This is a genomic window from Gardnerella sp. DNF01144, from assembly GCF_049244245.1.
In the GTDB taxonomy this organism is placed as follows: Bacteria; Actinomycetota; Actinomycetes; order Actinomycetales; family Bifidobacteriaceae; genus Bifidobacterium; species Bifidobacterium piotii.
The window spans coordinates 1432606-1448683 of sequence record NZ_CP058390.1; the positions used below are offsets into that span (position 1 = coordinate 1432606).

Sequence of the window (16078 nt, forward strand, 5' to 3'; positions counted from 1 at the left end):
AAATGTCAAAAGATTAGATATACTCTACACACATACCAGAAAGTGGACATCATTTCTGGGGAATGAGAGGAATCATGAAAAAAACTAATGCAGGTAAATTAACTGTATTCGCCGCAGCTGCACTTTCTGTTGCAATGCTGCTCGGCGCTTGTGGTGGTACAACCGCCACTACGGCAGATAAAGCTAAGGGCGGAATGACCGAAGAGCCAGCCGCAGGTGTGGATACTTCCTACACTGGCGCTCTTCCAATGCCTAAGGTTGACAAGCGTTACGACAATCCACAGCCTCGTGACAATGTTAAGGATGGCGGTACTTACACGTTCTCGCTTTCCGACATGGGTCCAAACTGGAACTACGCTTCTAACGACGGTAACACCGCTTATATGGCCACTTTGTGGGGCTTCTACCAGCCATCGCTTCCTTATTACGATACCGTTAAGGGCGAGAAGGTTAAGTACAACCCTGATTACATTACTTCTGTTAAGAAGGTTAGCGACAAGCCACTCGTAGTTCAGTACGATTTGAATCCAAAGGCTAAGTGGAACGACGGCACAGACATTGATTACACTGCTTTTAAGGCCACTTGGGAAGTTATGAATGGCAAGAACGAAGCCTACTCCGTTCCATCTCACGAGGGCTACGACTGCATTGAGTCCGTTGAGCAGGGCGCAAATCCTAAGCAAGTAATCGTTAAGTACAATAAGCCATGCGCAACTTGGGAATTGCTTTTCGCTCCATTGGTTCATCCAAAGGCAACCGATCCAACCGTGTTCAACCAGGGTTGGGTAGGTAATCCTCACAACGAGTGGGGCGCAGGTCCATTCGAGATTCAGTCCGCAACCGAAGATCAGGTTGTTTTCGTGCGCAATCCAAAGTGGTGGGGCAAGAAGGCAAAGCTTGACAAGGTTGTTGTAAAGCGTATGGAAGATACCGCTGCAATGAACGCCTTCCAGAACGGCGAAATCGATTCCGTGGATTCCATCTCCACCAAGGATAAGATTAAGGCTGCTCGTAGCGTTAAGGGCGCTCAGCTCCGTTACGGCTACAGCACCAAGATTCGTGTTATTAACTTAAACGCAAAGGCTGGCGCATTCAAGGATAAGGCCGTGCGTAAGGCTGTTGTTCAGGCATTCGACGTTGCTACATACAACAAGATTCAGTTCCAGGGTATGAGCTGGAAGAGCGAGCAGCCAGGTTCGGAGCTTCTCTCCATGTTCCAGGCTGGCTACAAGAACAACCTTCCAGCTGATGGTAAGTTCAACGTAGAAAACGCTAAGAAGACTCTTGAGGCCGCTGGTTACAAGATGGGCAAAGACGGTTACTACGCTAAGAATGGCAAGACCGTTCAGTTCACATTCACCTTCTTCGGCGATGACTCCACTCAGGCAGCTCTTGCTAACGCATTCCAGGCCATGATGAAGAAGGCTGGAATGAAGTGCAAGACTGTAAACAAGCCTGCATCTAAGTTCTCTAAGACTGTTGCTTCCTTCGACTTCCAGGTGCTTCCAATGGCTTGGGTTTCCCAATCTCCATTGAGCTTCTTGGCATCCGCTTCCCAGGTCTACGGTTCTAAGAGCGATTCCAACTTTACTGGCACTGGCAGCAAGAAGATTGATGCCCTGCTTGCCAAGGTTGGTAAGACTTACGATTACAAGGAACAGACTGCATTGAGCAACAAGGCTGAGTCCATGGCTCTTGCTGAGTATGGCACGCTCCCAGTTTCTGCTCCTCCAACCTACCAGGCATACAAGAAGGGCTTCGCTAACGGCGGTCCTGCTGGATATGCTAACGTTTTTGTTGAAAACATTGGTTGGCAGAAGTGAGTAAATTTGTAGCGATAACTCGCGCAAGTTTACTAAGCTGATTGCTTAACTTATAGCATGTGGCGTGTGGTCTTTGGCTGCACGCCACATGCTTTCGTGCGCTTTGACTGAGCTTGAAATCAACAGGATTTCAAGCTCCTTCAAAGCGTGATTTGGCTCAATTGTGAAGCACGGTGTGCTTCACATGCCAAATCAGCCGAACGGCTATGCCGTGAGGAATAAGCGCTCGCTATGAAACTCGCTCAACACCAAACAAGAGCTGTCGATTAAACTATAAATTTAAGATTAAGTCTCAAAAAACAAAGCCAAAAATAAGGGAGAATCTAGCGCATGTATGTAAATCCAAATAAACGCAAAGACGCGAGTAACGTGCGCTGGGTTTTGCAATATTGTAAGCCAGATATGTGGAGAGTAGGCGTATCGCTAGTTCTTTTTACTATAAACGACACAATGGCAATGACAATGCCTCTGCTTTCGGGCTTTATTGTAGACAAAATAATTATTGGCAAACAGCATGATTTGCTTGCTTTTGTATGCGTGCTAATGGTTGCAATGATGATTGTTCGCGTTGGATCAAGGTATATCTACCAGCTTCTAATGGAAAAGTTTGGCCAAAATGCCGTGTATCGCCTTGTAAGCGACGAGTACGAAAAGCTACATTCGCTTGATTTTACGTACTTTAATCACACGCGCACAGGCGACATTATGAGCCGCATGACTTCGGATACGGACGCGATTCGCCACGTTTTAAGCTGGGTGTCTTATATGGCGCTGGATTGCTTAGTGATGTTTGTGTTTGCGCTAGTTATAATGTTTTCAATCCAATGGCAGCTAGCTCTAGCACTTATGGCAATTACACCATTTTTATTCTGGCTTGCAAAGCTTATGGGCAAGAATGCTAGGCCGAAGTTCCTTGCGATTCGCGAATCGTTTGCGCGCATGAATTCAATGGTAGAAGAAAACATTGAAGGCAATCGCGTTGTAAAAGCTTTTGTTCGCGAACCTTTTGAAACAAAGAAATTCGACGATTGCAACGAAGACTACTTTAATCGCAATATTACGCTTGCAAAAAACACGCAAAAATACATGCCATGGCTGGACGGTATGGGCTTTGCGCTGGAGCTTGTAACAGTAGGATTTGGCGGATGGCTTGTGCTTAATGGAAGCATGACTTTAGGCGCGTTTGTAACGTTTAACAGTTTTCTTTGGATGCTCCACATGCCAGTAAGAATGGTTGGGTGGCTTATTAATGATTGGCAGCGATTCAACGCAGGATGCGTAAATATTCGTAAGCTTCTTACGCAAGAATCGCATATTGATTTGCCATCTACATCTGCGGAAAATCTTAAAGTTAAGGGGCGCGTAACTTTTGAACACGTTGATTTTGCATTCCCAGACGATCTTGATTCCCCAATTTTAAGCGATATTGATTTAGATGTTCCAGCAGGCACAAAGCTTGGAATCTTAGGCGAAACAGGATCTGGAAAGTCAACGCTTGTAAGTCTTATAGCGCGTTTTTATGACACTACGAGCGGTCGCGTTTTGATTGATGGAAAAGACGTGCGCGAATGGCCTCTAGAAACTGTTAGAAATCAAGTTAGCATAGTCGCGCAAGAAACATTCCTGTTTTCCGATACGATTGCAGGAAATATTAGCTTTGGATTGCCTCAAAACGAGGAAAATTGCAAAGAGTTAGATAACACTATTAGGCGCATGGCAAGAATCGCAGATGCAGACGATTTTATTATGAGTATGCCAGAAGGCTACGAAACTGTTGTAGGAGAACGAGGAGTTGGCCTTTCGGGCGGTCAAAAGCAGCGCTTAAGTCTTGCTCGCGCGCTAGCTAATAATCCCGCAGTCTTAATTATGGACGATACAACTTCTGCAGTAGACATGGAAACTGAGGAGCATATTCAAAAAGAGCTAAAAAAGTTAGACTGCTTGCGAACAGTAATCACAATTGCTCACAGAATCTCATCTGTTAAAGACGCAGACATGATTGTTGTGCTAGATCACGGCAAAATCGTAGAGCGCGGAACACATGAGCAGCTTGTTGCGTCGCATGGAAGATATTGGGAAATCTATAAAAAGCAGCTTGGTATGCAAACAGGCAAAGCTTTGGGATTTGAAGATTCACACGAGGCTAAGGGGGAGTAGAATGGCGCAGCGCAACACTTATAGAGAAGACGAAGGCCAAGAAGAGCACGTAAATTTGCACGAGTTGATGCGCGTTCGCAAATATATAAAGCCGTACGTATGGCAGCTAGTCAAAATAGTTTTAGTTGTTATTAGCGGAAGTTGCATTATGACAGTAACTCCAATGATTACAAAAACACTTATAGACGTAGTTTTGCCTAATAAAAACGTTTCTTATTTGTACGCGCTTATTGCATTGTTTGGCGTGCTTATTGTGCTGTATGAGCTTGGGTTAGCCTACAGAACGCTTGCAATTACGCGACTCGGTCAAATGATAATTAAAGATATGCGGCGAGATATTTTTACGCACGTGCAATCGTTATCGTTTGATTACTTCGATTCGCGCCCACACGGCAAGATTTTGATTCGCATAGTAAACTACATAAACACGCTTTCCGACACGCTTTCTTCTGGTTTAATCAACGTGTTTTCCGATGTTTTTGTGCTAATCATTACACTAATCGCAATGTTTGCTCTGGATTGGCGAATGGCATTGTGGAGTCTTGTATTATTCCCAGTTTTTATAATCTGGACTCGCACTTTGCAAATTTTGCAACGAAAAGCGTCTAAAAAACTATCAAATAAGCAAAGCAATCTTAACGCATATTTGCACGAATCAATCGCAGGCGTAAAAACAACTCAGACTTTTGCTCGCGAATCGGAGCAATACGCTACATTCCAAGAGCAGCAGTCGGGAGTTAGAAAAGCGTGGATGCAAAATGTTAGAGTGCAAATGCTGCTTTGGCCTGGAGCTTCGATTATTGAAAGCGCAGCAATTTCGCTGCTCTACTATGTTGGCATAACAAACGCGAGCAGTATGAACATAAGCACGGGTACTCTTATAGCATTTGTGTGGTATTCGAGCACTTTCTGGGAGCCAGTTGTAAACATTGGTAACTTCTACACGCAACTTGTAACATGCTCAGTGTATTTGGAGCGTATTTTTGAGACTTTAAGTATTAAGCCAAATATTGTAGATAAGCCAGATGCAAAAGAATTGCCGAAAATTAAAGGCAAGGTTGACGTAAACGATGTTGTTTTTCGCTACGAAGAGGGCGGAAAGCCGATTTTGAATTTAGTTGACTTGCATGTTGAGCCTGGAACAACGGTTGCGCTTGTTGGCCCTACTGGAGCGGGCAAAACAACGCTTGTAAGCCTGCTTTCTAGATTCTACGACGTTTCCGAAGGCTCAATCACAATTGACGGCTACGATGTGTGTTCAATAACGTTAGCATCTTTGCGCAAACAAATGGGCGTTATGCTTCAAGACAGCTTTATATTTAGCGGAACTGTTAAAGAAAACATTCGATACGGCAAGCTTGACGCAACGGACGAAGAGATTGAGGCTGCGGCTAGAGTAGTTCACGCGCACGAGTTTATTGAAGAATTGCCTAATGGCTACAATACTAAGATTGAAGAGCGAGGAGCTACTCTTTCTGCAGGCCAAAGGCAGCTTATATCGTTTGCGCGCGTGCTTTTAGCAGACCCGCGAATTTTAATCCTAGACGAAGCAACAAGCAATATAGATACGCGTACAGAAGAAGCTTTGCAAGCAGGATTAGCTCAATTGCTTAAAAATCGCACTTCTTTTGTGATTGCGCACAGGCTTTCTACAATCGAGAATGCAGATTTGATTTGCGTGATTGACCATGGGCAAATCGTGGAGCGCGGAAGCCATGATCAACTTATGGCGCAAAAAGGTGCGTATTACAGACTTGTGGAATCGCAGTATGCTGCGATTAGTGCGGCGATTCAATAAGCGCAAAAGTCGCGTTTAAGTCGCGTTAAATATGCGACTACACTTGTAAATCATGAGTAAGCATCATCGCGAACACAATTGGGCGCCTTCTTTAACAGAGAAGTCCCAAATATGGCAGAATCTAATTAAAGAAGGCATAACAATCGCAGACGACCACACGCATATGCTAAGCGTAGTGGATTTTGCAAAAAATCTTAATCAAGAATTAGAGCAAAAAGGTCGAGATTTAATAGCTGAGCCTAGCGCAAACGACTTAGTAAATCATGCAAAAGCATCAGGCGTTTCTAAAATGATTGAAGTTGGATGCGAATACCCAGATTGGCAGCCAACAATAGACTTTGCGGCAGATCACGCGGATTGCGTACGTGCTGCAATAGCGATTCACCCAAACGAAGCGCCTTTACATGGCCATAGGGGAGCAGAAGGGCCAGACGGCTTGCCAGTAGTTTATAAGCCGTATCACGATATTCCATTTGACGAAGCAATGCAACGCTTGCGCTCGCTAGTAATGGAGCATCCAAAAGAAGTAGTGGCGATTGGAGAGACGGGATTAGACTATTTCCGCACAGGCGAACGCGCAAGAATTTACCAACGCGACTCGTTCCGCGCGCATATAGCGCTTGCAAAAGAGCTTAATTTGCCGCTTCAAATTCACGATAGAGATGCGCATAGCGATGTTGTAGAAATTTTGCTAAAAGACGGAGCGCCAGAGCGAACAGTGTTTCACAGCTATTCTGGCGGAAAAGACTTAGCTCAAGTGCTAAAAGAAAACGGATGGTACGCAAGTTTTTCTGGAACGATTAGCTATAAGGGAAATGAGGATTTGCAAGAGTCTGCGCGAATCATTGGCAAAGACCACATAACTGTTGAAACGGATGCGCCGTACCTTACGCCGATGCCTTACCGCGGGCGGCCTAACGCGCCTTATATGGTGCCTTACACTCTTGAATCGTTAGCAACCGCGCTTGACTGTTCTTTGAGGGAGGTAGCAAAGTCAACCTTAAAAACAACGCATGAAGTTTATGGTTTTTAAAATTTAGGCATTAATCACGCTTAAATTAGCCCTTATTTTTCAAGGATTCTGCGGCAATTTTGCGCTATATATCTGTTGTTGTATACAATATTTAGGTACAAATAAATAAAACTGTAAGTGGTAAGACCGTATGCGACTTCTTATTATGGCAGATTATTGCCAAGAAGAGGTTTTACTTTTTGGAGGAAAAATCAAGCATGACTAAGTCACGCGTTTCAGCGTTATCTGGTGATAACGCTAAAGATCTTCGTAACGTGGCGAAGGAGTCTGAGAAGGCCGCTAATAAGGGCGTAACAAACCCTAAAGAGGCGATTCTAAAGGCCGCTTCTTTTACAAAAGCGCCAAAGGTTTCTCAGAAAACCACCACTCGCGAAGAGCGAGAGGCGTTGGCGTATCAGCAAGCAAAAGAGGTTAAAGAGGCCGAAAAGCTTGCGGATAGTGCTGTTAGAGGCCCGCTTGGAAGATTGTGGGCAAAGATACAAACCAGCTCCGATAAATTCACTTTGGGCATGTCAATTGTGGCATTGGGCGTTGTTTATGGAGATATTGGAACGTCTCCTTTGTACACTGCTCAAACATTCTTGGCAGGTCAAGGCGGATTGCAAAACATTAGTCGCGAAGCGGTTTATGGCATGCTTTCCCTTGTGTTTTGGTCAATTACGCTAATCACAACAGTAAAATACGTGTTTGTTGCAATGCGAACAGACAACAAGGGCGAAGGCGGAATTTTTGCACTCTACTCGCTTATTAGGCGAAAAGGCGCATGGCTTGCGATTCCAGCAATGATTGGTGGTGCGGCGTTCCTTGCGGATTCTGTTCTAACTCCAGCAGTTTCAATATCTTCTGCAGTAGAAGGCTTGCGCACAATATCTGCATTTAGGCCTATCTTCTTAGAAAACGACAATCTTTCTTTAATGATCACGGTAATTATTATTGTGATTCTGTTTTCTGTTCAACAGCGCGGAACCGAAAGAATTGGAAAAGTTTTCGGCATAGTCGTTATGATTTGGTTCGGATTCCTAGCGCTTGTTGGAATCATGAATATTGGCGAAAATCTGGCGATTTTTGAGGCTTTGAACCCGATTTATGGCCTAAAGTTCTTGTTTAGTTCGCACAATATGCAAGGAATGGCCTTAATGGGCATTATATTCCTTTCTACAACTGGTGCAGAAGCGCTGTATTCTGATATGGGTCACGTTGGTCGTGGAAACGTTTATGTTACTTGGCCGTTTATTAAAGTGGCGCTTATTCTAAACTACTTCGGTCAAGGCAGCTGGATGCTTCAGCATCAAAACAATAAAGCATTGTGGTCTATAGAAGGCTTAAACCCGTTCTTCCAGATGCTAAGCCCGAATTTACGTTACGTTGCCGTTGTGCTTTCTGTAACAGCTGGCATTATTGCGTCCCAGGCTTTGATTACTGGTGCTTTTACTATGGTTTCGGAAGCTACCAGCCTTAACTGGATGCCTCATCTTCAAGTGCGATACCCTGCGCGAACTCGCGGTCAGCTTTATATTCCTGTTGTTAATTTTGTGCTCTGTCTTGCAACTCTTACAGTTTTGGCTGTGTTTAAGGATTCTGAGCATATATCTGGAGCGTACGGTCTTGCGCTTACGCTTACCATGATTGCAACAACAATACTTCTTACGGTTCACATGTGGTATCAAAATAAGAAGCTTGGCGCTTTAGTATTTGCTGTAGTCTTCCTGATTATTGAGATTTTGTTCTTTATAGCATCTATGGCAAAGTTTATGCATGGCGGCTGGTTTACCATGCTTCTTGGTGCTTCGATTTTGATTATTATGCTCACTTGGAAAGATGGCACTAAGATTGAGCGCTCGCAGCGATTGCACATGAAGCCTAAGGACTTTTTGCCTGTTCTAGATAAGTTACACAGTGATTTTAGAATCCCTTATTTTGCAGACAATATTGTGTATTTGACTTCCGATAAGGAGATGAAGCGTCTAGATACTGGTATTTTCTTCTCGATTTTTGCGGATCATCCTAAGCGCGCTCGTGCGTGGTGGGCTGTTTCTGTAGAAACTGATGACGCTCCGTTTACTCGCGAATATTGCGTGGAGAATTTTGGCACGGATTATTTATTCCGCGTTAAAATCAAGCTTGGATTTAAGGTTTCTCCTTCGATTCCTGCATATTTGCATCAAATTATGCACGATTTGTCGCATACGGGAGAGCTGCCACAACAGCAGTCTGTGTACCCTAAGGTAGATGCGGATCCAGATATTGGCCCAATTCGTTACGTGCTTTTGCATAAGGCTTTGATGCCTGAGTCGAATATTTCTTTGCGCGGCGCATTGTCTCTAAAAATGAAGTATGCGATTCGTCATATTGCTGGAACGCCAGTTAAGTGGTTTGGTTTAGCTCCGTACAATCCGATTGTAGAAGTTCAGCCGTTGTTTGTTTCTACTCGTAGACCTCCGCGATTAAAGCGAGAAGAGGTTGCTTCATCTAGAGCTGTTCAGTCTTTGCAAGGCAATGATGTTGCAGCGCAAGCTTCGGTTGATGCTGAGCAAACTGCGATTATGAACGCTAGAGATATTGCTGCAGTGAATGTTTCTGGAGAAGTCAAGTCTGAGAAGTCTGAGAAGTCTGGGAGCAAGTCCGAAAATAAAGAGGCTAAGGATAAAGAGACTAAGGAATCTAAAATATCTAACACTGGCAAAATCGCTAGAATAGATACTGGTCAGATTAAAGCAGTTAAAAAATAACTAAAATCCATATTATTGCTTTACTGCTTTATTGCTTTACTGCTAATCGGCCGTTTGCGTTGGCTTGCACATGTGCTTATGTTTGCTTGTGCGCTTGCTTTCAATAACGGCCGTTTTGTGATTTAGGGTTTAAGGAGCGCGATTATTATGCTTGCAGATTTGCCTGATTTTAATAGGATAGAAAAGTTGCATCGCGCTACTGCGCCAAGTGAAGCTGCGTACAATTTGATTCATTGCCATTGTGTTGTTATTGCTACGATTTCTTGGATGCTTGCTAGACACCAAAATCAGCTGTTGGCTTTTAAGCAGCTTAATTTGAATAATGATTTTGAGAATTTTGCGGATTTTGCTGATTTTGCGGATAAGTCGCAAGCAGATGTTGAGCAAATTATGCTTCGTCAAATGTCTAAAATCAATGAAGATCTAAAAAACAGGTGTGATTTAGCAAAGTCGTGTCTTGGAAAGTTGATTGACGTAAATCCGCTAGAGCTTCCTAAAGTTAGTGGCGGAATCGCGCCGAAAGATTATGTAGACGAGTATGCGGCGTTTGCTGGCGGATTGTTGCACGATATTGGAACGTATTTTGTTTTAGCTAAAGACGGTTCAAAAGCAGCGAATGGCAAGTTGGAGTTTGACGGGCCGAATTATATTTTGCACGGTTTGCGCGGCTACAACTATTTGATTGATAACGGCTTTAGTGAAGATATTGCGCAATTTGCGCGTAACCATACGGGCGTTGGACTAACTAGCGAGCAAGTTGTTGCGCAAAATTTGCCGCTTCCATCTGGCGATTATGTTCCGCGTACGGTTGAGCAAGAAATTGTGATGGTTGCAGATAAATACAACAGTAAGTCGATTCCGCCGCGATTTTTAACTGTAGATACGTATAGGCGTAAGGCTGTGCGCTTTGGTGAAGAGAATGCAAAGCGATGGATGTGCTTGGTTAATAAGTATGGAAGAGTGAGCGTTTGCAAGCTTGCAGATTTCTTTGGGCTTAAAGTTGATTAGTTGTTTTCGACACTCCCGTGTTTTGGTTTTTGGGGGTGTTTTTCTTGTTTTTTTGGATTATTTTTGTTGTGTTTTTGTTGGTGTTTGGTTGCGTGGCGTTTTTGATCGTGTTTTTATCGTGTTTTCAACACGCCGATGTTTTGGCTTTGTTTCAATGGTTTTGGCTTGTTGGCTTGTGTGTGATTTGCTTTTGGGCTTGCTTTGGTGTAAGTTTATCTCTTGCTGCTCAGCGCGGCTGGTTCTCCTCGGTTGAGGTTGATGAGCCGGCTGGTGTGGTGGTGGTTTGAGAACTCAAGAGCGTGTCTGTACTACTTATTAGTTAATTATTGCCAGTTCATTGTCAGCCTCACAGATTGTGGGGTGCCTGAGAGATGGTTAAATGATGGTGAGGTTTTTTGTTGGGATGTTCTTTCCTTAAAGAATGTCTCGTCTTTTTCTTTTATATTGGAGCCTTATGTTGGCTCTTCATTGAAGTTTTTCGTGGAGGGTTCGATTCTGGCTCAGGATGAACGCTGGCGGCGTGCTTAACACATGCAAGTCGAACGGGATCCGACCAGCTTGCTGGTTGGTGAGAGTGGCGAACGGGTGAGTAATGCGTGACCAACCTGCCCCATGCTCCAGAATAGCTCTTGGAAACGGGTGGTAATGCTGGATGCTCCAACTTGACGCATGTCTTGTTGGGAAAGTGTTTAGTGGCATGGGATGGGGTCGCGTCCTATCAGCTTGTAGGCGGGGTAATGGCCCACCTAGGCTTCGACGGGTAGCCGGCCTGAGAGGGCGGACGGCCACATTGGGACTGAGATACGGCCCAGACTCCTACGGGAGGCAGCAGTGGGGAATATTGCGCAATGGGGGAAACCCTGACGCAGCGACGCCGCGTGCGGGATGAAGGCCTTCGGGTTGTAAACCGCTTTTGATTGGGAGCAAGCTTTCGGGTGAGTGTACCTTTCGAATAAGCGCCGGCTAACTACGTGCCAGCAGCCGCGGTAATACGTAGGGCGCAAGCGTTATCCGGAATTATTGGGCGTAAAGAGCTTGTAGGCGGTTCGTCGCGTCTGGTGTGAAAGCCCATCGCTTAACGGTGGGTTTGCGCCGGGTACGGGCGGGCTAGAGTGCAGTAGGGGAGACTGGAATTCCCGGTGTAACGGTGGAATGTGTAGATATCGGGAAGAACACCAATGGCGAAGGCAGGTCTCTGGGCTGTTACTGACGCTGAGAAGCGAAAGCGTGGGGAGCGAACAGGATTAGATACCCTGGTAGTCCACGCCGTAAACGGTGGACGCTGGATGTGGGGCCCATTCCACGGGTTCTGTGTCGGAGCTAACGCGTTAAGCGTCCCGCCTGGGGAGTACGGCCGCAAGGCTAAAACTCAAAGAAATTGACGGGGGCCCGCACAAGCGGCGGAGCATGCGGATTAATTCGATGCAACGCGAAGAACCTTACCTGGGCTTGACATGTGCCTGTCGACTGCAGAGATGTGGTTTCCCTTCGGGGCAGGTTCACAGGTGGTGCATGGTCGTCGTCAGCTCGTGTCGTGAGATGTTGGGTTAAGTCCCGCAACGAGCGCAACCCTCGCCCTGTGTTGCCAGCGGGTTATGCCGGGAACTCACGGGGGACCGCCGGGGTTAACTCGGAGGAAGGTGGGGATGACGTCAGATCATCATGCCCCTTACGTCCAGGGCTTCACGCATGCTACAATGGCCGGTACAACGGGATGCGACATGGTGACATGGAGCGGATCCCTTAAAACCGGTCTCAGTTCGGATCGTAGTCTGCAACTCGACTACGTGAAGGCGGAGTCGCTAGTAATCGCGAATCAGCAACGTCGCGGTGAATGCGTTCCCGGGCCTTGTACACACCGCCCGTCAAGTCATGAAAGTGGGCAGCACCCGAAGCCGGTGGCCTAACCCTTTTGGGATGGAGCCGTCTAAGGTGAGGCTCGTGATTGGGACTAAGTCGTAACAAGGTAGCCGTACCGGAAGGTGCGGCTGGATCACCTCCTTTCTACGGAGTTTTTGTGCACGCTCAGTTGAGTGTGGTTACTGGTGTGGAAAACAATAGTTAACGTTTTGTGAGTGTGTTGGGCATGCTTTTGGGTTCCCGGATTGCCACCCCCCTTTTTGTTTGGGGTTGCGGTCCTAGCCCTTGGATTACAGGTTGAGGCTTTATTGTTTTTGGCTTGTGTTCTTGGTGTTTGGTGGTTTGAGAACTGGATAGTGGACGCGAGTAAGAATAGTGAGACTATTTTTGGTTTTGCTTGTTTTTACTTTTATCAATTTCAACCGGCTCCATTTTGGTGGAGTCGCTTGATCGTTTTGTGATCGTTTAGTGTGATGATTTATTGTCTAGAGAGTTAAGCGATAGGCTTTTTACTGGTGTATCACTGGTAAGGGCGTATGGTGGATGCCTTGGTAGACAGGACCGATGAAGGACGTGACGGGCTGCGATATGCCTCGGGGAGCTGCCGAGTGGGCTTTGATCCGAGGATTTCCGAATGGGGAGACCCGGCCACTGTTATGGGTGGTCACCACAGTTTTTGTGGGGGGTACGCAGGGAAGTGAAACATCTCAGTACCTGCAGGAAAGGATACTCCGTGAGTAGTGGCGAGCGAAAGCGGATCAGGCTAAACCGAGTACGTGTGATAACCGTCAGGTGTTGCGTATTCGGGGTCGTGGGATTGACTGTTCAGCCTCTGACGGGGTTGAGGAGAGTGATAAAACGTCGTGTTATGTGAATGGGATTGAATTCCCAGCCGTAGAGGGTGATGGCCCCGTAGCAGGTCGTGCGATGTCTCTTTATGTTTATTCCCAAGTAGCGCGGGCCTCGTGGAATCCCGCGTGAATCTGCCCAGACCGTTGGGTAAGCCTAAGTATTCCTGTCTGACCGATAGTGTACTAGTACCGTGAGGGAAAGGTGAAAAGCACCCCGGGAGGGGAGTGAAATAGTTCCTGAAACCGTGCGCTTACAATCCGTCGGAGCCTTCTTGTGGGGTGACGGCGTGCCTATCGAAAAATGAGTCTGCGAGTCAGTGGTATGTGGCGAGGCTAACCCGGGTGGGGGAGCCGTAGCGAAAGCGAGTTTTAAAAGGCGTTTTAGTCGCATGTCCTGGACCCGAAGCGGGATGATCTAGCCCTGAGCAGGTTGAAGCGCGGGTAAGACCGTGTGGAGGACCGAACCCACCTAGGTTGAAAACTGGGGGGATGACTTGGGGTTAGGGGTGAAAGGCCAATCAAATTCCGTGATAGCTGGTTCTCTCCGAAATGCATTTAGGTGCAGCGTCATGTTATTGCTTACAGGGGGTAGAGCTACTGGATGCTTGCGGGCCCATACCGGGTACTAATAGCAGCCAAACTCCGAATACCTGTTAGGTTTATCATGGCAGTGAGTCGGCGGGGGATAAGCTCCGTCGTCAAAAGGGAAACAGCCCTGATCGTCGTCTAAGGTCCCGAAGCGCGTGCTAAGTGGGAAAGGATGTGGAGTCGCATAGACAGCCAGGAGGTTGGCTCAGAAGCAGCCATCCTTGAAAGAGTGCGTAACAGCTCACTGGTCTAGTGGTTCCGCGCCGACAATGTAGCGGGGCTTAAGCACGCCACCGAAGACGCGACTGCGTGATTTTTCACGCGGGGTAGGAGAGCGTCCTGTATGGGGTGAAGCGGCAGTGTGAACTTGTCGTGGACTATACGGGAGTGAGAATGCAGACATGAGTAGCGAGAGACAGGTGTGAATCCTGTCCGCTGAATGACTAAGGGTTCCGGGGCCACGTTCGTCGTCCCCGGGTGAGTCGAGTCCTAAGGCGAGGCCGACAGGCGTAGTCGAATGGATGAACGGGTTGATATTCCCGTACCGGTGTTACACCGTTCGAACTGAATCTGAGAGTACTAACCTTCGTTATTCTGGTTGATTGCCTTTCGGGGTTTTCTTCTGGTTTAGTGTTGGGAGCGTATCGGTAGTAGGTTAGCGTGGGAGTGACGCGGGTAGGTAGCCGGCTGCGGAGGTGGTTTTCCGTGGCTAAGCGTGTGGGCTGTCCTCTAGGTAAATCCGGGGGATGTTTAAGCTGAGGCGTGATGGGTAGGCCGTATGGCTGATTCCGGTGATCCTGCTTGCCGAGAAAAGCTTCAACGTGAGGTGTGATTCCGCTCGTACCCTAAACCGACACTGGTGGTCTGGTAGAGTATACCGAAGCGATCGGGCGAATCCTGGCCAAGGAACTCGGCAAATTACTCCCGTGCCTTCGGCATAAGGGAGACCCTTGATGGTGATGTTTTTTACAAGCGGAGCTGTTGGGGGTGGCACAAGCTAGGGGGTAGCGACTGTTTACCAAAAACACAGGAGCGTGCGAAGGCGTAAGCCGCTGTATACGCTCTGACGCCTGCCCGGTGCCGGAAGGTTAAGAGGATCCGTTAGCTTTGGCGAAGCGGTGAATTTAAGCCCCGGTAAACGGCGGTGGTAACTATAACCATCCTAAGGTAGCGAAATTCCTTGTCGGGTAAGTTCCGACCTGCACGAATGGCGTAACGACTTCCCCACTGTCTCGGCCAGGAGCCCGGCGAAATTGCAGTACGAGTAAAGATGCTCGTTAAGCGCAGAAGGACGAAAAGACCCCGGGACCTTTACTATACCTTGGTATTGTCGTTAGGTGTGGATCGTGTAGCATAGGCGGGAGGCTGTGAAGCGTGGGCGCTAGCTTGCGTGGAGTCAACAAGTGAAATACCGCTCTTTCCATATCTGGCGTCTAACCTCGACACGTTATCCGTGTTAGGGACAGTGCCTGGCGGGTAGTTTAACTGGGGCGGTTGCCTCCTAAAGAGTAACGGAGGCGCTCAATGGTCCGCTCAGCCCGGTTGGCAATCGGGTGTTGAGTGTAATCGCACAAGCGGGCTTGACTGTGAGACTGACGGGTCGAGCAGGGACGAAAGTCGGAGATAGTGATCCGGTGCCGGCGTACGGACGTGGCATCGCTCAACGGATAAAAGGTACCCCGGGGATAACAGGCTGATCATTCCCAAGAGTCCATATCGACGGGATGGTTTGGCACCTCGATGTCGGCTCGTCGCATCCTGGGGCTGGAGCAGGTCCCAAGGGTTCGGCTGTTCGCCGATTAAAGCGGCACGCGAGCTGGGTTCAGAACGTCGTGAGACAGTTTGGTCTCTATCCTCTGCGCTCGTTGGAATGTTGAGGAGACCTGCCCATAGTACGAGAGGACCTGGGTGGACGAACCTCTGGTATGCCGGTCGTCACGCCAGTGGCGCTGCCGGTTAGCTACGTTTGGAAGGGATAACCGCTGAAAGCATCTAAGCGGGAAGCCTGCTCCAAGATTAGCATTCCTTGCACTTTGTGTGTGAGCCCCCATGTAGAACACGTGGTTGATAGGCTGGATGTGGAAGCCCTGTAAGGGGTGGAGCTGACCAGTACTAATGGGCGATTGTGATACTACTTGTATTGCTTATCGTTTAATTCTCTTAGATAGTATGGAGTGTTAAACGGTCATGATTATGGTTAAGTTGTTGATTTTGATGATTGTTCTTCTTGT

General features: G+C 47.2%; 7 protein-coding genes and 2 rRNA genes. All 9 read left to right on the forward strand.

The features are described 5' to 3' along the window. Positions 1-74: 74 nt before the first annotated feature. A complete protein-coding gene (locus HXT36_RS05860; protein ID WP_421778762.1) occupies positions 75-1823 on the forward strand; it encodes an ABC transporter family substrate-binding protein in 1749 nt (582 codons plus the stop codon). A gap of 330 nt (positions 1824-2153) precedes the next feature. After that, the gene (locus HXT36_RS05865) at positions 2154-3980 is read left to right on the forward strand and encodes an ABC transporter ATP-binding protein (protein ID WP_421778763.1); all 1827 of its coding nucleotides are present in this window, start codon (positions 2154-2156) and stop codon (positions 3978-3980) included. Position 3981: 1 nt separating this feature from the next. Further along, positions 3982-5778 carry an ABC transporter ATP-binding protein gene (locus HXT36_RS05870; protein WP_421778764.1) on the forward strand — a complete coding sequence of 599 codons (1797 nt, stop codon included), beginning with the start codon at positions 3982-3984 and terminating at the stop codon, positions 5776-5778. Positions 5779-5830: 52 nt separating this feature from the next. Then, a complete protein-coding gene (locus HXT36_RS05875; RefSeq protein ID WP_421778765.1) occupies positions 5831-6811 on the forward strand; it encodes a TatD family hydrolase in 981 nt (326 codons plus the stop codon). Between the two features lie 197 nt (positions 6812-7008). Next, positions 7009-9540, forward strand: coding sequence for a KUP/HAK/KT family potassium transporter (locus tag HXT36_RS05880; protein WP_421778766.1), 2532 nt, complete (start codon positions 7009-7011; stop codon positions 9538-9540). Between the two features lie 147 nt (positions 9541-9687). Continuing rightward, on the forward strand, positions 9688-10548 hold the full coding sequence (locus HXT36_RS05885; RefSeq protein ID WP_421778767.1) for an HD domain-containing protein: 861 nt from the start codon (positions 9688-9690) through the stop codon (positions 10546-10548). A 17-nt stretch (positions 10549-10565) separates the two neighbouring features. Continuing rightward, complete coding sequence (locus HXT36_RS05890; RefSeq protein ID WP_421778768.1) at positions 10566-10835, forward strand: hypothetical protein; 270 nt, start codon at positions 10566-10568, stop codon at positions 10833-10835. Positions 10836-11025: 190 nt separating this feature from the next. Further along, positions 11026-12552 (forward strand): 16S ribosomal RNA (locus HXT36_RS05895). A 372-nt stretch (positions 12553-12924) separates the two neighbouring features. Further along, positions 12925-15982: ribosomal RNA gene (locus HXT36_RS05900) — 23S ribosomal RNA — on the forward strand. Together the 16S and 23S rRNA genes form the textbook arrangement of a ribosomal RNA operon. The last annotated feature ends 96 nt before the right edge of the window (positions 15983-16078 follow it).